Annotated in this window: 21 protein-coding genes; 16 read left to right on the forward strand and 5 right to left on the reverse strand. The window is 59.8% G+C overall.

Annotated elements, in window-relative coordinates:
• The first annotated feature begins 37 nt into the window (after positions 1–37).
• On the forward strand, positions 38–811 hold the full coding sequence (locus DKB71_RS12670) for a 1,6-dihydroxycyclohexa-2,4-diene-1-carboxylate dehydrogenase (RefSeq protein WP_408600595.1): 774 nt from the start codon (positions 38–40) through the stop codon (positions 809–811).
• A 10-nt stretch (positions 812–821) separates the two neighbouring features.
• Here DKB71_RS12670 and DKB71_RS12675 read toward each other — a convergent pair whose 3' ends face one another.
• Positions 822–1,184, reverse strand: coding sequence for an NUDIX hydrolase (locus DKB71_RS12675; RefSeq protein WP_408600596.1), 363 nt, complete (start codon positions 1,182–1,184; stop codon positions 822–824).
• A gap of 219 nt (positions 1,185–1,403) precedes the next feature.
• On the opposite strand from DKB71_RS12675, the gene DKB71_RS12680 reads away from it, so the two are divergent.
• The 6 genes from DKB71_RS12680 (at position 1,404) to DKB71_RS12705 (ending at position 6,135) form a co-directional block, all read left to right on the forward strand.
• Positions 1,404–1,601, forward strand: coding sequence for a DUF2188 domain-containing protein (locus tag DKB71_RS12680; protein WP_274077406.1), 198 nt, complete (start codon positions 1,404–1,406; stop codon positions 1,599–1,601).
• Positions 1,602–1,769: 168 nt separating this feature from the next.
• Positions 1,770–2,711 (forward strand): fatty acid desaturase, encoded by a 942-nt coding sequence (locus tag DKB71_RS12685; RefSeq protein WP_408600597.1) that lies wholly within the window; start codon positions 1,770–1,772, stop codon positions 2,709–2,711.
• A 27-nt stretch (positions 2,712–2,738) separates the two neighbouring features.
• Complete coding sequence (locus tag DKB71_RS12690; protein ID WP_408600598.1) at positions 2,739–3,530, forward strand: phosphate/phosphite/phosphonate ABC transporter substrate-binding protein; 792 nt, start codon at positions 2,739–2,741, stop codon at positions 3,528–3,530.
• A gap of 167 nt (positions 3,531–3,697) precedes the next feature.
• The gene (locus DKB71_RS12695; RefSeq protein WP_408600599.1) at positions 3,698–4,240 is read left to right on the forward strand and encodes a sigma-70 family RNA polymerase sigma factor; all 543 of its coding nucleotides are present in this window, start codon (positions 3,698–3,700) and stop codon (positions 4,238–4,240) included.
• The gene (locus tag DKB71_RS12700) at positions 4,237–5,250 is read left to right on the forward strand and encodes an ABC transporter substrate-binding protein (RefSeq protein ID WP_408600600.1); all 1,014 of its coding nucleotides are present in this window, start codon (positions 4,237–4,239) and stop codon (positions 5,248–5,250) included. Before DKB71_RS12695 ends, DKB71_RS12700 begins: the two co-directional genes overlap by 4 nt.
• A 198-nt stretch (positions 5,251–5,448) precedes the next feature.
• The gene (locus DKB71_RS12705; RefSeq protein ID WP_408600601.1) at positions 5,449–6,135 is read left to right on the forward strand and encodes an RHS repeat-associated core domain-containing protein; all 687 of its coding nucleotides are present in this window, start codon (positions 5,449–5,451) and stop codon (positions 6,133–6,135) included.
• On the opposite strand, the gene DKB71_RS12710 is transcribed toward DKB71_RS12705, so the two are convergent.
• Positions 6,107–7,326, reverse strand: a protein-coding gene (locus DKB71_RS12710) for an IS3 family transposase (RefSeq protein WP_408596099.1) whose coding sequence is annotated in 2 segments (ribosomal slippage) — positions 6,107–6,981 and positions 6,981–7,326 — 1,221 coding nt in all. Because the reading frame shifts where the segments join, the coding sequence is not laid out codon by codon here. The genes DKB71_RS12705 and DKB71_RS12710 overlap by 29 nt on opposite strands.
• Positions 7,327–7,464: 138 nt before the next feature.
• Between DKB71_RS12710 and DKB71_RS12715 the strand changes: the two genes are divergently transcribed.
• Positions 7,465–7,932 carry a hypothetical protein gene (locus DKB71_RS12715; RefSeq protein ID WP_408600602.1) on the forward strand — a complete coding sequence of 156 codons (468 nt, stop codon included), beginning with the start codon at positions 7,465–7,467 and terminating at the stop codon, positions 7,930–7,932.
• A 217-nt stretch (positions 7,933–8,149) separates the two neighbouring features.
• On the opposite strand, the gene DKB71_RS12720 is transcribed toward DKB71_RS12715, so the two are convergent.
• Positions 8,150–8,389, reverse strand: coding sequence for a hypothetical protein (locus tag DKB71_RS12720; protein WP_408600603.1), 240 nt, complete (start codon positions 8,387–8,389; stop codon positions 8,150–8,152).
• Between the two features lie 180 nt (positions 8,390–8,569).
• Here DKB71_RS12720 and DKB71_RS12725 point away from each other — a divergent pair, with 180 nt between their 5' ends.
• Together DKB71_RS12725 and DKB71_RS12730 are read left to right on the forward strand one after the other, a co-directional pair.
• Positions 8,570–8,788, forward strand: coding sequence for a hypothetical protein (locus DKB71_RS12725; RefSeq protein ID WP_274077400.1), 219 nt, complete (start codon positions 8,570–8,572; stop codon positions 8,786–8,788).
• A gap of 73 nt (positions 8,789–8,861) precedes the next feature.
• Complete coding sequence (locus DKB71_RS12730) at positions 8,862–9,200, forward strand: hypothetical protein (protein WP_274077399.1); 339 nt, start codon at positions 8,862–8,864, stop codon at positions 9,198–9,200.
• Positions 9,201–9,203: 3 nt separating this feature from the next.
• Here the strand turns inward: DKB71_RS12730 and DKB71_RS12735 are convergent, their stop codons facing one another.
• Positions 9,204–9,773 (reverse strand): RrF2 family transcriptional regulator, encoded by a 570-nt coding sequence (locus tag DKB71_RS12735; protein WP_408600604.1) that lies wholly within the window; start codon positions 9,771–9,773, stop codon positions 9,204–9,206.
• 290 nt (positions 9,774–10,063) lie between these two features.
• Here DKB71_RS12735 and DKB71_RS12740 point away from each other — a divergent pair, with 290 nt between their 5' ends.
• Complete coding sequence (locus DKB71_RS12740; protein ID WP_408600605.1) at positions 10,064–11,266, forward strand: NAD(P)/FAD-dependent oxidoreductase; 1,203 nt, start codon at positions 10,064–10,066, stop codon at positions 11,264–11,266.
• Positions 11,267–11,550: 284 nt separating this feature from the next.
• Here DKB71_RS12740 and DKB71_RS12745 read toward each other — a convergent pair whose 3' ends face one another.
• Complete coding sequence (locus DKB71_RS12745) at positions 11,551–12,150, reverse strand: helix-turn-helix domain-containing protein (protein WP_008061438.1); 600 nt, start codon at positions 12,148–12,150, stop codon at positions 11,551–11,553.
• A 274-nt stretch (positions 12,151–12,424) separates the two neighbouring features.
• Between DKB71_RS12745 and glnT the strand changes: the two genes are divergently transcribed.
• The 5 genes from glnT (at position 12,425) to DKB71_RS12770 (ending at position 18,398) form a co-directional block, all read left to right on the forward strand.
• A complete protein-coding gene (gene glnT, locus DKB71_RS12750; RefSeq protein ID WP_274077848.1) occupies positions 12,425–13,759 on the forward strand; it encodes a type III glutamate--ammonia ligase in 1,335 nt (444 codons plus the stop codon).
• Positions 13,760–13,900: 141 nt separating this feature from the next.
• Entirely contained in the window at positions 13,901–14,806 is a 906-nt protein-coding gene (locus tag DKB71_RS12755; RefSeq protein WP_323608062.1) for a glutamine amidotransferase family protein, read from the forward strand.
• A gap of 11 nt (positions 14,807–14,817) precedes the next feature.
• Positions 14,818–15,501: a protein glxC gene (locus tag DKB71_RS12760; protein WP_408600607.1), complete on the forward strand. Its 684-nt coding sequence runs from the start codon at positions 14,818–14,820 to the stop codon at positions 15,499–15,501.
• Between the two features lie 19 nt (positions 15,502–15,520).
• Positions 15,521–16,843 (forward strand): FMN-binding glutamate synthase family protein, encoded by a 1,323-nt coding sequence (locus DKB71_RS12765; RefSeq protein ID WP_408600608.1) that lies wholly within the window; start codon positions 15,521–15,523, stop codon positions 16,841–16,843.
• Positions 16,844–17,072: 229 nt separating this feature from the next.
• Positions 17,073–18,398 (forward strand): ammonium transporter, encoded by a 1,326-nt coding sequence (locus tag DKB71_RS12770; RefSeq protein ID WP_274077850.1) that lies wholly within the window; start codon positions 17,073–17,075, stop codon positions 18,396–18,398.
• Positions 18,399–18,448: the final 50 nt, after the last annotated feature.

Here is an 18,448-nt window from a genome sequence, read left to right on the forward strand (position 1 = left end):
GCGGCAGCTCCTACAGGGGGCGGCGTGTGAGGTACACATGAACAGATTCCACGACAAAGTCGCGCTGATCACCGGGGCGGCCCAGGGCATCGGGCGGTGCGTTGCCGAGCGCATGGCCGCTGAAGGCGCGAAGCTGATCCTGGTCGATCGCTCCGACCTGGTGTTCGAAGTGCAGCAACAACTGGCCCCGCACAGCCAGGTCCTGGCCCTGACCGCCGACCTTGAGCAATACGAGGAATGCAACCGGGTCATGCAAACCGCCATCGAGCGTTTCGCTCGTCTCGATGTGCTGGTCAACAACGTCGGCGGGACCATCTGGGCCAAGCCGTTCGAGCACTACGAAGCGGCGCAGATCGAGGCCGAGGTGCGCCGTTCGCTGTTCCCGACCCTGTGGTGCTGCCATGCCGCCTTGCCGTACATGTTGGAGCAGGGCAGTGGCGCGATCGTCAACGTGTCGTCGATCGCCACCCGCAGCGTCAACCGTGTGCCCTACGGCGCTGCAAAGGGCGGGGTGAATGCGCTGACCGCGTGCCTGGCGTTCGAAACCGCCGGTCGCGGCGTTCGGGTCAACGCCACAGCACCCGGCGGCACCGAGGCACCGCCGCGGCGAGTGCCGCGCAATGCGGCCGAGCAGACTGAGCAAGAGAAGGTCTGGTACCAGCAGATCGTCGATCAGACCCTCGACAGCAGTTTGATGAAGCGTTACGGCACGCTGGATGAGCAGGCCGGCGCCATTCTGTTCCTCGCCAGCGACGAGGCGTCCTACATCACCGGCATGATCATGCCGGTGGGCGGTGGCGATCAGGGCTGAGGCGGGTGAACTACAGGCGACGCCGAAATGCGCTGATGATCCGCAGCGTGGCGTCGCTGGGGTTCAGGTTCTGCACCGAATCCAGCGGGTACCAGAGGCAATCGAAAATCTCGTTTAGCGGTCGCGCCTGCTCCGCATCGAGCAACGATGCTTCGTAGACATGGTGTCGGGTGCCCCCTGTTTCGAGTTCCATCAGGTACAGCATATCCTCGGCGCCCAGCCCTGTTTCTTCCTGCAACTCGCGCAATGCAGCATCCTGCACGGTCTCACCGCGCTCGACCTTGCCGCCGGGCAACATCCAGCGACTTCTGGCCTTGCGCACCATGAGGATATGGCGGTCGTGCTCGCAAATGACGGTTGCACGTACTTTCATCTGTTCATTCAATCCAGGCTGTCACATAAGTGTAACAAAAATGCAATATTCGGGCCGTAATCCATTGCAAGCTTTCCTGGACATTTTGAACAACAAAGGTGTCTAAAAGTGCAATCTCGCTGCCACTGGCCTGACTCGACGTCTGGTCGGCCTCTTCACGGCAGGGGGGTGTAAGGTAGGCAAGTCAACCCTGTGATCACTGCCAAGATGGAGGTGACTATGAGCGTTCCGATGTTGAACAAGATGCACATGAACGGCTATGACGTTCTGAGTGTGAACAACGGCCCATGGCGGGTCTGCACCCAGGGCGACCGGCTGGGCTCGTTTGCCAGTCGGGAAGAGGCGCTGGCCTTTGCGGCTGCGCTGCCGGGTTATAAAGCCCGCTCAACCAAGCCTCGCAATCAGCAAGCGACATGAAGGCAGGCTCAGGGCCCAGGTCCTATGGAAACCGGGTCTTGATTGCGCAACCAATGTGGGAGCGAACAGCTCCCACAATTGGTCCCTGTAGAACTCGACAAAAATAATCTGCAAGAAAACCCGGCGCCGTTGCACAGAAGGGGATTGGTCCCCGATCCGAGCAACGCCATGCCCCATTACTTCGACAACGCCCACCGTGCAGAAATCGACAGCTTGTGCCAACGCCTGACCGCTCGCACCGAGTGGCCGACCTGGCTGCTGCTGATCGGCGTGTACGCCGGCTGGTTCGGCATCATGCTGGGCAGTCACTGGTTGGGCCTGTGGTGCAGCACGTTGTTGTTGATCCCGTTGCTGGTGCTCTGGTTGTCGCTGCAGCACGAACTGCTGCACGGTCATCCCACCCGCTGGGTATGGCTGAACAAGATCCTCGGCTACGCGCCGTTCGCCGTGTGGTATCCCTACACCCTGTATCGCGACAGCCATCTGTTGCATCACCGCGATGAAGACCTGACCCTGCCGGGCCGTGATCCGGAAAGCCGCTACCTGAGCGCCGGGCAGTGGCAGGGCAGTTCGGTGTTCGAACAAGGCCTGCACTGGCTGAACAAAACCGTGCTGGGGCGTTTCCTCCTGGGCGCTCCGCTGGCTTTGCTGGCGCTGGCAAGGGAAGAACTGCAGCGTTTGAAGGCGGGTGAGCGACAGGCCTGGTTGATGTGGATGAGCCACGGCACGTTGACCCTGTTGATGTTGCTGTTCATCGCCCGCTACAGCGTGCTGCCGGTGTGGCATTACCTGTTGCTGGTCAGCGTGCCGGCGCTGTCGATTGCCATGATTCGCTCCTACTACGAACACCGGCCCCATGCCGCGCCCGAGCACAGGACGGTCCTCAATGAAGCCGCCTGGCCGTGGCGCTGGCTGTTCCTGAACCTCAACCTGCACCTGGTGCACCACGATTTGCCGGGGCTGCCCTGGTACGACTTGCCCCGCGCTTATCAGGCGCGCCGCGAGCAATGGCTGGCGCGCAGCGGCGGGTTCCTGGTGCAGGGTTATGGCCAGTTATGGCGCCGGCACGGGGTGAAGGCCATCGACAGCCCGCGGCACCCTTTTCACTGATTGCGAATGAATTCCCGGAATATTTCGATGACACAACACCTGGCTGAATTACTGATGTACGTCGCCCCCGAACCGGTCCGCCAAGCCAACGAACGCTGGCTGGCACTCATCCTCCAGCAACTGGGCGCCACGCGCCGCGATGCCGAGGGCCTTGCGCTGATGGACCTGTGGCTGTCGCCGCACTTGCTGCTGACGCAAACCTGCGGCTACCCGCTGATGACCGTGTTGCGTGGGCGAGTGCGGGTCATCGGTCGTCCTCGTTACGAACTGCCGGACGCCAGCGGCGGCAATCACTGCAGCCTGTTGCTCAGTCGCGCCGATGATCCACGGCGCAGCTTGCCCGCATTTCGCGGCAGCCGTGGCGTGATCAACGGCGAAGATTCCAACAGCGGCATGAACCTGCTGCGTCACCGCCTGGCTGCGCTGCAGCGAGAGGGGCAGTTTTTTGCCCGTGTCGGAATCAGCGGCAGCCACCGGGAAAGCCTGCGCTGGTTGCGTGAAGACAAAGCGGACCTGGCGGCCATCGACAGCGTGACCTTTGCCTATCTGGCGCGACACGCCGAAGACGAAGTGGCTGGCTTGCGAATAGTCGGTCGCAGTGCGTTCAGCCCGACCTTGCCGTTCATCACGGCCGCGAGCGCCACCGATGAACAGGTCGCGGAGCTGCAGCAGGTGATGAACATGACGCTGCAGCAATTGCCCGAAGTCAGGGAAATCCTGAGACTGCAGGAGGTTTTGCCGGCCAGCGAAAGCGACTATCAAATCGTTCTCGACTATCAGCGAGAGGCCGAGGATTTGGGGTATGGACGATTAAGGTAGGCAGGATCTTCACCTGTAGGAGTTGTCTCGCGAAGCGAGGCTGCGATCTTTTGACCTTAAAAGGAATATAAAAATTCTTTTTTAGTATTATTAATGAATAAGGCTCCTTGCTAGGATCGCGCCACCGGATCACCGGACATTCTGCGACCCCTAACCTTGGAGCCTCTATGTCCGGCACCGACCTTTCCCATCGCAACGACGTGGGCGCATTGTTCCGCGCCCATCACCCTTGGCTGTGCGCTCGGTTGCGCCGGCACCTGGGCGCCAGTTCCAGCGTCGAAGACATCGCGGCCGAGACCTTCCTGCAGTTGCTCGAATCGCCAGCACTGAACCCGATCCGCGAGCCCCGCGCCTTGCTCACCACCATTGCCCAGCGCTTGCTCTATCAGCTCTGGCGCCGTCGCGACCTGGAACGCCAGCACCTCGAACAGTTGCAACAGGTTGATCAACAGCAAGCGATCTCGCCTGAAGAACAGGCGCAACTGACTCAAACATTACATGGCCTCGACCGCACCCTTGAACGCTTGCCGGGCAAGGTTCGGGCGACCTTCCTGTTGTCGCGAGTCGACGGCCTGTCCTACCCGCAGATTGCCGCCCGATTGGGCATTTCCCAACGCTCGGTCAGCGATTACATGACGCGCTCCCAAGCCCTGTGTGCCCGGCACAGCGCCAACCAACCCTTGAATTCCCTGAACTGGAGGTCTGCATGAAATCGCTCAAAACCTTGCTCGGCAGTTCGCTGCTGGCCCTGAGCCTGGTGGCAACCCAGGTTCCGGCTACAGAAAAAGCCGCGCCGATCCACTTCGGCGACATCACCTGGGAAAGCGGCAGCCTGATCACCGAGATCCTGCGCTTGATCGTCGAGAAAGGTTACGGCTACCCGACCGATACCTTGCCGGGCAGCACCGTCAGCCTCGAAGCGGCACTGGCCAAAAACGATATCCAGGTGATCGGCGAAGAGTGGGCCGGGCGCAGTCCGGCGTGGGTCAAAGCCGCTGCGCAGGGCAAAGTGTTCGGTCTGGGCGACACGGTCAAAGGCGCCACCGAAGGCTGGTGGGTGCCGGAATACGTGATCAAGGGCGACCCTGAACGTGGCATCAAGCCCCTGGCCCCGGAACTGAAATCCGTCGCCGACCTGGCTCGCTACAAGGACGTGTTCCGCGACCCGGAAGACCCGGGCCGCGGACGCTTCCTCAACAGCCCGACCGGCTGGACCTCGGAGATCGTCAACAGCCAGAAGCTCAAGGCCTATGGCCTGACCGACAGCTTCGTCAACTTCCGCACCGGATCGGGTGCGGCACTGGATGCCGAGGTGGCGTCATCGATCCGTCGCGGCAAACCGGTGCTGTTCTACTACTGGTCGCCGACGCCGTTGCTGGGGCGTTTCAAACTGGTGAAACTCGACGAGCCGGCGTTCGACGCCGAAGCCTGGAAGACCCTGGCCGACGCCAACAACCCGCATCCAAAGGGCACCCGGTCAATGCCGGCGAGCCTGGCGATCGGCGTGTCCGCGCCTTTCAAGGCGCAGTACCCGGACCTGGTGGCGTTCTTCGAAAAGGTCGACCTGCCGATCGACCTGCTCAACCATACCCTCGGCCAAATGAGCGAAAAGCGCCTGCAACCGCGTCAGGTGGCAGAAGCCTTCCTGCGGGATCAGCCGCAGGTGTGGAAGGGCTGGGTGCCGGAGGAGGTGGCTGAGCGTGTCACCGCGAAATTGTAAGCGGATTTTCCGGTGTGAGCGTACGGGCGCCGATTGTCGCACCTGTTATTTCTGACAGTAGACAGAAAGTTTAACTAAATGGACTCTGTTTTACACTCGCGCTACATCTCCTCAGCGTTTAAAAGTCGACCATGCTATCCATATACAGAGCTGGAAAACTGCCCAGAACTCAAATTGATCATCTTGCGAGACATAATCATGAACACCGTGCTCTGCCGCTATCAATACGACCCGTTGGACCAGTTGATCAACACGTCACCTGCGACTCAAGACACCACCATGCGCTTCTACAACAGATCTCGCCTGACCACTGAAATACAAGGGCAGATCAAGCGCAGCTACTTCCAGTACGACCACTTGCCCCTCGCGCAACGTCAGCTTCAAGGCCAATCATCCGACACCATTTTGCTCGCCACAGATTCTCAGCGTTCGGTGCTGCACGCCGTCACCAGCGGGCAGCGCACCCCTATGGCGTACTCGCCATACGGCCACCGCCCAGCGGTAAACGGACACCCCGGTTTGCTCGGCTTCAACGGCGAACAGCCGGATCCGGAGACGGGGCACTATCCATTGGGTAATGGCTACCGGGCATTTAATCCCGGGTTGATGCGCTTCAATAGTCCTGACAGTTTGAGTCCGTTTGATGAGGGCGGGTTGAATGCGTATGCCTATGCTTTGGGCAACCCGGCTAACAGGATTGATCCAACAGGTCACTTTTCATTTAGTACTGCGGCACGCCTTTTATTCGGGGGGAGCGGTATAGTGGGAGGTGGATTAGGGCTAGCAGGTATTTTTACTGAAAATGAGGACCTTACGTCCTGGACTTGCCCCTACAAAACCGGACACCAACTCCCCGTTAAATTGATGCAGCTGCCAAGCGCCTGAACTCCCTCGGTGAGCGATAGTTCAAAGCGCTGTGCGGATGCTGCTCGTTGTAATGCTCAAAGGCAATTGCCAGGTTACGTAGCGCCGTTTCTCGATCTGGCTTGGGCATGTGCGCCACATAATCCCGCTTGATCGTCTTCACGAAGCTCTCGGCCATGCCGTTGCTCTGCGGGCTGCGCACCGGTGTGGTCAATGGCTGCAAGCCGATCTGTCGAGCAAACAGGCGTGTCTGTTCAGCGGTGTACGCCGAGCCGTTGTCGCTTAGCCATTGAACTGGCGTGGCGGGCAGTCGATCACCAAAACGCTTCTCCACGCTTTCCAACATCAGGTCGCGAATATCATCGCCGCTGTACCCGGTCGGGCTCGCAACCCAGCCGATGGCTTCGCGATCACAGCAATCGAGGGCGAAGGTCACGCTCAGTTTGGCGCCGTCCTCACAACGGAACTCAAAGCCGTCCGAGCACCAACGCGTATCGCTGGTTTCCACCGCAATACGGCCTTCGTGCCGACGCGGCACGCCGGGCTGTTTGATCCGGCGTTCAAGCAGCAGATTGTGATCACGCATGACCCGGTAAACCCGTTTCACGTTGATCGCGGGCAGCGACCGCTTTTCACGTGCGCGACGCAGCAGTCCCCAGACGCGACGGTATCCATAGCTGGGCAGTTCGCTGACCTCTTGCTGGATTTCAGCGACCAGCTCTACATCGTTCACAGGCCTGCTTCGCCGTGTCTTGGGCGATACCGATTGCTTGATTCGAACCGTTAATTGCGAGCGCGCCACACCGAGACATTCGCTGACCAGCTTCACTGGTCGTCCCCCGGCAACAAGGGTGAGTGCGCAATCCATTTTCGCGACCGGGCGATCTCCACGGCCTCTTTGAGGATTTCTGCTTCCATCGTCTTCTTGCCCAGCATCCGTTGCAGTTCACGGATCTGCTTGAGTGCATCGCTCAGCTCAGAGGCCGGCACCACGGCTTCACCAGCACTGACCGCCGACAGGCTGCCGTCCTGATAGAGCTTGCGCCACAGGAACAACTGGTTGGCATTGATGCCGTTGCGCCGAGCGACGACCGACACACTTTGTCCTGGCTCAAGGCTCTCGCGAACCATCGCCAGCTTCTGCTCCGGGCTCCAGCGGCGCCGCCGCTCCTGGCCCAAAAGCTCCCCACTCTTATCGTTGCTGTTAGTCATAAACATAACCGTTTGCCTATCCCTTATCGTAAGGGGGAAACGGTGTCCTGTCTTTCATGGGGCTCGTTCACGTCCTACGGCTTGGGACTGGCGGTTGGGGGCTTGGTCGGGATAGGTGGTACTTCTATACGTTCTTCTATGCGTACTTCGAGACTTACAAATATTCAGCCGTTGTTTCCCGAACACCGTGGTGTTGCTATTGCAGAACAAAGGCTTTTTTCAAACGGTGGAGGCAAGCGTCTGATAATTGATGGTCATGGTTTAGAGGGTGGGATAGATAAATATACCCCATTAGAAGTGGCGGACGCGGTATTGAAAAAATATCCTAAATTTGATAAAAAATTTAAAGATGTGAAATTAATAAGTTGTTATGGTGCGGATGGCGGTAATTCTTCGGCTGGCGCTCAATTAGCTTTCAGGCTTGATAAGCCAGTAAAGGCATATAAAGGGGTTATAATAAGTAGCGATATTCTTAAGCCGCCATCTTTTCCGAAATCTCGTGGATTTTCCAAGTCACATTTACCCGCAAGAGGGTTGGTAGAATATAAGGGGGTGTCGTATCCACATTCTCCTGCAATCTTAGGGTCAAAAATTCGCGCTTCGTAGAGTTATTGATATTTTTACATTGCGGTTGAACAATTTTTGCCGGTCAAAAAAATCCCTCCCAGTAGCGGCTCGCGTTTAAAAACACACGGGGTCTTATTTATTCCGTTTTTTCGGTTCATATTATTTACGACCAGCTGACATTGCGGCCTCTGATTAAGCGCCCTGCGACTTCCTCCCCAAGAAGTTTATGCATGTAGCACTATCGTATCGACTACCGTTACCCAGGCTTGTGTCGACTGATGATCTTGGCCTTCACTTCCTCGGCGTAACCCGACAGCCGTTGTTCATCACCCTGGAACAAATCGCACAGGCGCTTCACGGCTTCGGCGTCGACATCGTTGCCTGACAGGCGCAATTGTTCGGCTATGCGCAACAACTCAACCGCCGACCAGCGCAGGTCCGATGCCAGCCCTTGCAGATCACGCCGAAGCGTTTGTTCATGTTCGTTAAGCCACATGACTGATCTCCCGTAACTTCGTGCTACGAAATTTTAGACCCATTCCCGCGGCGGGGCGTAGTGTTCTTCTGATGCCAAAGGGCTACCTTTGGTCGGGAATTTTGCGCCCATCGCAAGATTCGCTGTCGTTTGCTGTCGTATTGAAGTGCCGACATTTTACCAGGGCAGGGTCCATTCAAAATGACGACAACCGATGACTTCCGGGCGCATGCCCAGGAACTGAAGGCCGATCTGGATGCGGCCACCAGCGAAATGATGAAGCTGATTTCCGAGCACCAGTTCAGCGGGGCGGAATGGGAGCGGGTCAGTTTATGGCAACACGAAGCCTTCGAACGATGGACGACTTATCTTAACGAGCGAACCTACCCGGACACCGGCGATCAAAGCGTCGGTCACTGAGGCTCGATGCAACAAAATGGCTGTCAGCGCGGCAACAGGCTACATTTTATTTTTTCAGGTTTAAGGATGCTTCATGAGTCGAGTGTTGATGGGGGGAGTGGTAATGGCGTTGCTGGCGGGGTGTTCGTTGCCCGCGTCCCTGGTGCCAGGGGAGCCGAACTACAATAAGCCGAGCGACAAATTACCCAAGGAAGTAGCAGCGTGTGTATTGCCAGCATGGCAAAAAGAGATCGCCAAGACGACCCAGACATCGATTTCCAACGGCTACCGGATCACCGCGCCGAGCATCATAACCGCCGATGAAGTGCTGGATATCGTCAAGTACAAGGACGGCAGTCGGGTTTCGCTTTACCAGGGGCCGCCGTGGGCAAAGTCAGGGGTCATGCGCCAGGCGGTGCGGGACTGCCTGTAGGGTTCAGCCGTCGATCTCGGTGACCTGGATAAGCTGATCGACATCGCCCTGGGCACTGGCGGTGCCTTTCTTTTCCCGCCGATCATTCATCCAGCTCTCGACCTGCGCATTGAACTGCGCCGGTGCTTTTCGCCCGACCTTCCTGGCGATGTCCAGGATGGTCTGCTGGGCGAGGGCTTCTTCCATGCGCTTCTGCGCAGTCAACATGGCGCCGTGCACCGAGCAATGGCCGTCCACTGCCCATTCGGGCACCTCGCCTGCAAATAACGCACAGCGACCGCGGATTTCCCGACATTCGAAAATGGCCTTGGCCCCGTCGATGGCATTGACGATGTCCAGCAGGCTGATCTCATCGGCGGGCCGCGCCAGCTTGAAGCCGCCACGCACGCCTTCGGTGGCGACTACCAGTTTTGCCTTGGCCAGTTTGGTGAAGATTTTTGCCAGATAGTCCAGCGGCACGCCTTGCAACTCTGCAAGGTCCCGCACGCTCGCCTCGCGGGTCTCACCACCATTGCCCACCAGGAAAATCAGGCAGTGAATGCCGTACTCGACACCCGCGCTGTAAAGAGACATATCGATCTCCGACTAATGTAGTCGCAAATATTAGCAGCTGACCCTTGGCCGGGCAACGATCGCGATTTTTCTCCAGGCGCTGCAAACGCCTTCCAGGCTGCGGATTCAGCGCGGTTTTGCCGCTGTATCGATGGGATCGATTCGAACCATTGAGAAAAACATCTTGCTCGATTTAACTGCGATCAATAATGTCGTAGTTATCAGGTCGGGAGCGAAAGCGGCATCCAAGCGAATGCGAGTGCCAACCCCCTGAGCCCATTTCATTGCCTGTTTTTCCCCTGGAGTTAAAAATGAAACAACGCATCCTGGTAATTGGCGCAGGTTTTGGTGGCATGTGGACCGCTTTGAGCGCTACTCGCCTGTTCGATATCCACGGCCACAATGACGTTGAGGTGACGGTGCTGGCGCCTCAAGCCGAACTGCGTGTGCGTCCACGCTTCTACGAGCCGAACGCCCACCAACTGGCCGCGCCGATCGGCGAACTGTTCGATGAGATCGGCGTGCGCTTCATCAAAGGGGCCGCCGAGACCATCGACGTCGAGCAAAAACGTGTCGGTTACGTGGATGCCCAGGGCGAAAAACAAGTCTGCATCTACGACAAACTCGTTCTGGCCACCGGCAGCCGGCTCGCCCTGCCGGACACCCCGGGTGTGGCCGAACATGCATTCGACGTCGACCAGATCGAACAGGCCATGCGCCTGGAAGCCCACCTCAAGTCCCTGGTCAACCAGCCGCAGAGCCAGGCCCGCAACACGGTGGTGGTGGCCGGCGGTGGATTCACCGGCATCGAGACGGCCACTGAGATGCCGACCCGTTTGCGCGCCATCTTGGGCGAGCATGCTGACTTCAACGTGATCATCGTCGATCGTGGCAGCAAGGTGGGCGGCTCCATGGGCGCGCAAATCGCCGAGAAGATTGCCGAAGCCAGTGAGGAAACCGGGGTGAAATGGCACCTCAACGCCTCAGTGGTCGCCGTCGATGAAAACGGCGTGACCCTGTCCGACGGCCAGCGCATCGACGCCAGGACCGTGATCTGGACCACCGGCGTGCGTGCCAGCTCGCTGACCGAGCAGATCCCCGCCGAACGCGACCACCTGGGCCGACTGCACGTCGACGCTCACCTGCAAGTCATCGGCCAGCCCGACATCTTCGCCACCGGCGACGTGGCTTACGCGGCCAGCGATGACATCGGCAACCATGCACTGATGACCTGCCAGCACGCCATCGTGCTGGGCCGTCATGCCGGCAACAACGTTGCCGCACAGATCCTCGGCGTGGACCCGACACCGTACAGCCAGCCGAAATACGTGACCTGCCTGGACCTGGGGGCCTGGGGAGCGGTGTACACCGAAGGTTGGGACCGCCAGGTCAAGCTGACCCGGCAGGAAGGCAAGTCGCTGAAGACCCAGATCAACACCGTGTGGATCTACCCACCGGCGGCCAACCGTGAAAGCGCCTGGGCGGCAGCGGATCCGTTGATTCCGATTGCGTGAATGGGGTGAGGTTGTGTGATTGAAAAAATCCCGTCCGGAATATCCGGGCGGGATTTCTAATTGCAAATGGACATTTCTCCGTAGGAGCCGGCTTGCTGGCGATGCGATAGTGGCCATGATGCTGCCTTCGCTGGCAAGCCAGCTCCTACAGGTTTTCGGGTGCCTGCGGATTGTGGGGCAGTACACAAATCTGTAGGAGCCGGCTTGCTGGCGATGCGAGGGTGGCCGTTATGCTGACTTCGCTGGCCCAGCACCTACGGGGAAAGACAAAGAGCCCTTCGAAATCATTCTTTGTCGCTACCGTAGTTCATGATCGACAACAACCGGATCGGCACCTGCACCAGCTCCTCCGGCCCATGGGGAATTTCCCCTTCGAAGGTCAGGCTGTCCCCGGCCTCCATGCGATACAGCTGATTGCCATGGCGATAAATCAACTCACCTTCCAGCAAATGCAAAAACTCCGTCCCCGGGTGGGAGAAGGTCGGAAACTCTTCACTGGCGTCATCCATGCTCACCATGTAGGCCTCGAAACTCTTCTTCGGGCCACGGGTGTGATTGAGCAGATGGTAGGTATGACCTTTCTCGGTCCCGCGGCGAACCACCTCCATCCCCTGATCAGCCTTGACTAATAGTGCGCTGCCATCCTGCTGGTCGTACTCGCTGAACAGTTTCGACAGCGGCAGGCCCAGCACGTCACACAGACGGCTGAGGGTGTCGAGGCTGGTGGAGACCTGGGCGTTTTCAATCTTGCTCAACATGCCCTGGCTGATATCGGCAATCTTGGCCACATCGGCCAGCTTCAGGTCTTGGGCCTGGCGCTGGCGCTTGATCTGCAAACCCAGGTATTGCTCAAGCTTGAGGCGCGGGGCGGTTTCGGTCGGCATAGTCATCGGATCCTGCACACTTTCCGTTCAGTAATATTAGTTTCGCACTGGGAAAGTGCAAATCGCGGCGTCCGGGCGCGCATATACCGATCAATATTCCCATGGGGAAAAGATTTTTCCCATATAAACAGCACAGATAACGCTTTTCACGAGTCACTCGCGAAGCTGGCAAGGGCCTTGCATTCCTATTGGGAAACAAACTTTCTTTTCAGGAATAAAGAGAAAGTCAGGGCCAACCCACAACTGATTTGCCTTTCGCGAGGAGTGACGAGCAATGTTGCCAGCAGAGACACAGCGCATTATCGACAAGCACGGGATCAAATACGTGCTTGCGCAGTTTGTCGATATCCATGGCGCGGCCAAGACCAAATCGGTGCCGATTTGTGGGCTCAAGACGGTGGCCGAAGAGGGCGCCGGTTTTGCCGGGTTCGCGATCAGTGGCATGGGCATGGAGCCCCACGGTCCGGACTTCATGGCCCGCGGCGACCTGTCCACGCTGACACCGGTGCCCTGGCAGCCGGGGTATGGCCGGGTGGTGTGCGTCGGTCACGTCGATGGCAAACCCCATCCCTATGACAGCCGTTACGTGTTGCAGCAGCAGATCCGCCGTCTGGAGGACAAGGGATGGACCCTCAATACCGGCCTGGAGCCGGAGTTCAACCTGATGCGTCGCGACGAGCAGGGCAAGCTGCAACTGGTCGACCTCAGCGACAACCTGGACAAGCCTTGCTACGACTACAAAGGCCTGTCGCGCTCCCGGGTGTTCCTCGAGCGCCTGACCGAAGCCTTGCAGGCGGTGGATTTCGAGGTCTATCAAATCGATCACGAAGACGCCAACGGCCAGTTCGAGATCAACTACACCTACAGCGACGCCATGACCTCGGCGGATCGCTTCACCTTCTTTCGCATGGCCGCCGGCGAGATCGCCAATGACTTGGGCATGATCTGTTCGTTCATGCCCAAGCCCGACCCGAAACGCGCCGGCAACGGCATGCACTTTCACCTGTCGATCAGCAGCGCCGAGAACAAGAACCTGTTCCATGACGCCAGCGACCCGAGCGGCATGGGCCTGTCGAAAATGGCCTATCACTTCGCCGCCGGTTTGCTCGCCCATGGCCCGGCGCTTTGCGCGTTCGCGGCGCCGACGGTGAACTCCTACAAACGCCTGGTGGTGGGCAATTCGTTGTCCGGCGCGACCTGGGCACCGGCGTTCATCGCCTTTGGTGCCAACAACCGCTCGGCAATGGTCCGGGTGCCTTATGGCCGCCTGGAATTCCGCCTGCCGGACGCCGGTTGCAATCCCTATCTGGTCAGCGCCGCGATCATCGCCGCGGGCCTGGACGGCATCGACCGCCAGCTGGAAATCGATCACGTCTGCAACGAAAACCTCTACAGCCTGAGCCTGGAGCAGATCGCCGCCCGCGGCATCAAGACCCTGCCGCAGTCGCTCAAGGAAGCCTGCGATGCGCTGGAGGCCGATCCGTTGTTCGCCGAAGTGCTGGGCCCGCAGATCGTCGGCGAGTTCATCAAGCTCAAGCGCATGGAGTGGGTGGAGTACAGCCGCCATGTGAGTGACTGGGAAATCGCGCGCTATACGGAGTTTTTCTGAGGTTGCTGGGCGGCAGCTACGAGTTGCAAGCGTCGAGCCGCAAGTAACAGCGGGTTGGCGGCGTGTCACGAATATTTCTATCTATGCGGATTGCTTGCAGCTCAAAGCTTGCAGCTCCCGAACGAAGTGAGGACTGTTCTAATGTGCGGAATCGTAGGTCTTTACCTGAAAAACCCGCAGCTGGAATCCCGGCTGGGCCAGCTTTTCGAACCGATGTTGCAGGCCATGACCGACCGTGGCCCGGACAGTGCCGGCTTCGCCATCTATGGCGATGAAGTGGCCGATGGCTGGGTCAAGCTGACCCTGCAGGCCACCAGCGAAAGCTTCGACTGGAGCGCCCTGATGGGTGAACTGGAAGGCCGTCTTGGTTGCTCGCTGGACTGGTTTCAGAACGCCAGCGCCGCCGTCTTGAAGATCAACGCCGAGGAGGCGCCAGTACGCCTGGCCCTCGCCGAACTGGCGCCGGGCGTGCGCATCATGAGCGCCGGGCAAAGCATCGAGATCCTCAAGGGCATGGGCTTGCCCCAGGAGATTTCCCAGCGCTTTGGCCTGGCCGGCATGCAGGGCAGCCACATCATCGGCCACACCCGCATGGCCACTGAAAGCGCGGTGACCATGGAAGGCAGCCACCCGTTTTCCACCGGCGCCGACCTGTGCCTGGTGCACAACGGCTCGCTGTCCAACCACTTCCGCCTGCGCCAGGAACTCAAGCGTGAGGGCATCAAGTTCGAAACCGACAACGACACCGAAGTGGCCGCCGGTTACCTGACCTGGCGCCTGCAGCAAGGCGACTCGTTGAAAGAGGCGCTGGACCATGCGCTGGAGGACCTCGACGGCTTCTTCACCTTCGCCATCGGCACCCGCAACGGCTTTGCGGTGATCCGCGACCCGATCGCCTGCAAGCCGGCGATCCTCGCCGAGACCGACGACTACGTGGCCATGGCCTCGGAGTATCAGGCGCTGTCGAGCCTGCCGGGCATTGAAAACGCCAGGATCTGGGAACCGGCACCGGCCACCTTGTACATCTGGGAACGCGAGTCAGCTTAAGGAGCGCACACATGAAAACCATCGATCTTTCCATCGCCAGCGTGCGCGACCTCAACCAGGCGCTGCATGACCAGGTGCACAACGTAGAAGACCGCGAATGGGTGGTGACCCACTCCAACGGCAAGCACAACCTCGCCGTTGGCGTGAACCAGGCCGTGTCCATCGATATCCAGGGGCACGCCGGTTACTACTGCGCGGGCATGAACCAGAAAGCCAGCATCACCGTGCACGGCAACGCCGGCGTCGGTGTTGCGGAAAACATGATGTCCGGCTGCGTGCGCATCAAGGGCAGTGCATCCCAGGCCGCTGGCGCCACCGCCCATGGCGGTTTGCTGGTGATCGAAGGCGATGCCGGGGCCCGTTGCGGGATTTCCATGAAAGGCATCGACATCGTGGTCGGCGGCAGCATTGGTCACATGAGTTGCTTCATGGGCCAGGCCGGGCGCCTGGTGGTGTGCGGCGATGCCGGCGATGCGCTGGGCGATTCGCTGTACGAAACCCACATCTACGTGAAGGGCAGCGTCGCGTCCCTGGGCTCCGACTGCATCGAGAAAGAGATGCGTGCCGAGCACCTGGAAGAACTGCAGGTGCTGCTCAACCGCGCCGGTTTCGATCACAAGGCCGCTGACTTCAAGCGCTATGGCTCGGCCCGTCAATTGTACAACTTCAAAGTCGATAACGCGTCCGCGTACTGATCACGCGAGGAGAACAGATATGAGCGAGAAAAATACTCCAGTGCTGCGCGAGTCCGCGACTTTCGACCGCCTGACCATCCAGGAAATCCAGCGCGCCGCCGAGACTGGCATCTATGACATCCGCGGCGGTGGCACCAAGCGTAAGGTCCCGCACTTCGATGATCTGTTGCTGCTGGGCGCCAGCGTGTCGCGCTATCCGCTGGAAGGCTATCGGGAAAAGTGCGGCACCGATGTGATCCTCGGCAACCGTTTCGCCAAGAAGCCAATCCACCTGAAGATCCCGGTAAGCATCGCCGGCATGAGTTTCGGTGCGTTGTCGGCCAATGCCAAGGAAGCCCTGGGCCGAGGCGCGACCATCGCCGGGACCAGCACCACCACCGGTGACGGCGGCATGACCCCGGAGGAGCGCGGGCAGTCGCAGCACCTGGTCTATCAGTACCTGCCGTCGCGCTACGGCATGAACCCGGACGACCTGCGCAAGGCCGATGCCATCGAAATCGTCCTGGGGCAGGGCGCCAAACCCGGTGGCGGCGGCATGTTGCTGGGCATGAAAGTCACCGAGCGGGTGGCCGGCATGCGCACCTTGCCGATCGGTGTCGACCAGCGCAGCGCCTGCCGTCACCCGGACTGGACAGGTCCCGATGACCTGGCGATAAAGATCGCCGAGCTGCGCGAAATCACCGATTGGGAAAAACCGATCTACGTGAAGATCGGCGCGAGCCGGCCGTACTACGACGTCAAGCTGGCGGTGAAGGCCGGGGCCGACGTGATTGTGCTCGATGGCATGCAAGGGGGCACGGCGGCGACCCAGGAAGTGTTTATCGAACACGTGGGCATCCCGATTTTGCCGGCCATCCCGCAAGCGGTACAGGCTTTGCAAGAGATGGGCATGCACCGCAAGGTCCAGCTGATCGTTTCGGGGGGGATTCGCAACGGAGCCGACGTGGCCAAGGCCATGGCGCTGGGCGCGGACGCGGTGGCGATTGGCACGGCGGCACTGATTGCGCTGGGCGACAACCACCCGCGCCTGGATGAAGAACTGCACAAGATTGGGTCAGCCGCCGGTTTTTATGACGACTGGCAGAACGGCCGCGACCCGGCCGGGATCACCACCCAGGACCCGGAATTGTCCAAGCGCCTGGACCCGGTGGAAGGCGGTCGCCGACTGGCCAACTATTTGCGGGTGTTGGTGTTGGAGGCACAGACCATGGCCCGGGCATGCGGCAAGTCGCACCTGCATAACCTGGATCCGGAGGACCTGGTGGCGTTGACGGTGGAGTCGGCGGCCATGGCACGAGTGCCGCTGGCGGGGACCAGCTGGATTCCGGGTTCGGGGTACTGATACCTGCTTCTGTAGGAGCCGGCTTGCCGGCGAAGGCGTCCGAAAGATCGCCTTCGCCTGTAGGAGCCCGGCTTGCCGGCGAAGGCGTCCGAAAGATCGCCTTCGCCGGCAAACCGGGCTCCTACAAGGACGTATACGCATCAGATATTCGAAGAGGCCATCAAGGCCCGTTGTTTTGCTACTTGCTCGCTGCCCGACACTTCCGATTTCCATTGCAGGAGCTTTGAACATGGTCAATCGTCTTCTCGGCAAATCCCTTCTGGGCCTGGTGGCGGCCGGTGCGCTGGTGCCCCTGGCGCAGGCCGCCGATGCACCAACATTGAACACCGGCAGCACCGCCTGGATGGTCACCGCCACGGTCTTGGTGCTGTTCATGTGCCTGCCCGGTCTCGCCCTGTTTTATGGCGGCCTGGTGCGGGCGAAAAACATGTTGTCGTTGTTCACCCAGTGTTTCGGCATCGCCGGCCTGGTGGGGGTCCTGTGGGTGATCTACGGCTACAGCATGGTGGTCGACTCCACGGGCATGGTCGAGGGCGAGGTCAGCTTCAACAGTTTTGTCGGTGGCCTGAGCCGGGCCTTTCTCGCCGGCATGACCCCGGAAAGCCTGGTCGGCGAGATCCCGGAAGGGGTGTTCGTGACCTTCCAGATGACCTTCGCCATCATCACCCCGGCGCTGATCGCCGGTGCCTTCGCCGAGCGCATGAAGTTCTCGGCGGCGCTGCTGTTCATGGCGCTTTGGTTCACCCTGGTGTACGCCCCGGTGGCGCACATGGTCTGGGGTGGGGCGGGGGCTCTGATGCATAACTGGGGTGTCCTCGATTTCGCCGGTGGCACCGCGGTGCACATCAATGCCGGTGTCGCCGCGCTGGCCGCCTGCCTGATCCTGGGCAAGCGCAAGGGCTATGAAAATACGCCAATGCCGGCGCACAACCTGAGCCTGACCATGGCCGGTGCCGCCATGCTCTGGGTCGGCTGGTTCGGTTTCAACATTGGTTCCGGTGGCGGCCTCAGCGGCACGTCCGGCGTGGTCATGCTCAACACCCAATTGGGCGCGTGCGCCGGGATCCTGGGCTGGATGTTCACCGAGTGGTTCAAGGTCGGCAAACCAAGTGCGCTGGGCCTGGCCAGCGGCGCCCTGGCCGGTCTGGTGGGGATTACGCCGGCGTGCGCCTATGTGGGCGTGGGCGGTGCCTTGGCCATCGGTCTGTTGTGCGGGGTGTTCTGCTACCTGAGCGTCACCGTGCTCAAGCGTCGCTTCGGTTATGACGACAGCCTGGATGTATTCGGGCTTCACGGCATCGGCGGGATGATCGGCGCGGTTTTGACCGGCGTGTTCTGCGTACCGTCCCTGGGCGGGCTGGTAGAAGGCGTGACCATGGGCGGTCAGGTGCTGGCGCAAGTGAAGGGTGTGTTGATGACCACGGTCTATTGCTTCGCCATCAGCTGGATCATTCTCAAGGTGATCAACGCGGTGATCGGCTTGCGCGCCGATGACTCGGTGGAGGAGATGGGCCTGGATCTGGCCGAGCACAACGAGCGCGCCTATAACCACTGATCGACGAGAACCCTGTAACCCTGTAGGAGCGAGCTTGAACTGGTCAAGTA

Source organism: Pseudomonas sp. PLMAX (assembly GCF_046042685.1).
Classification (GTDB): domain Bacteria; phylum Pseudomonadota; class Gammaproteobacteria; order Pseudomonadales; family Pseudomonadaceae; genus Aquipseudomonas; species Aquipseudomonas putida_AE.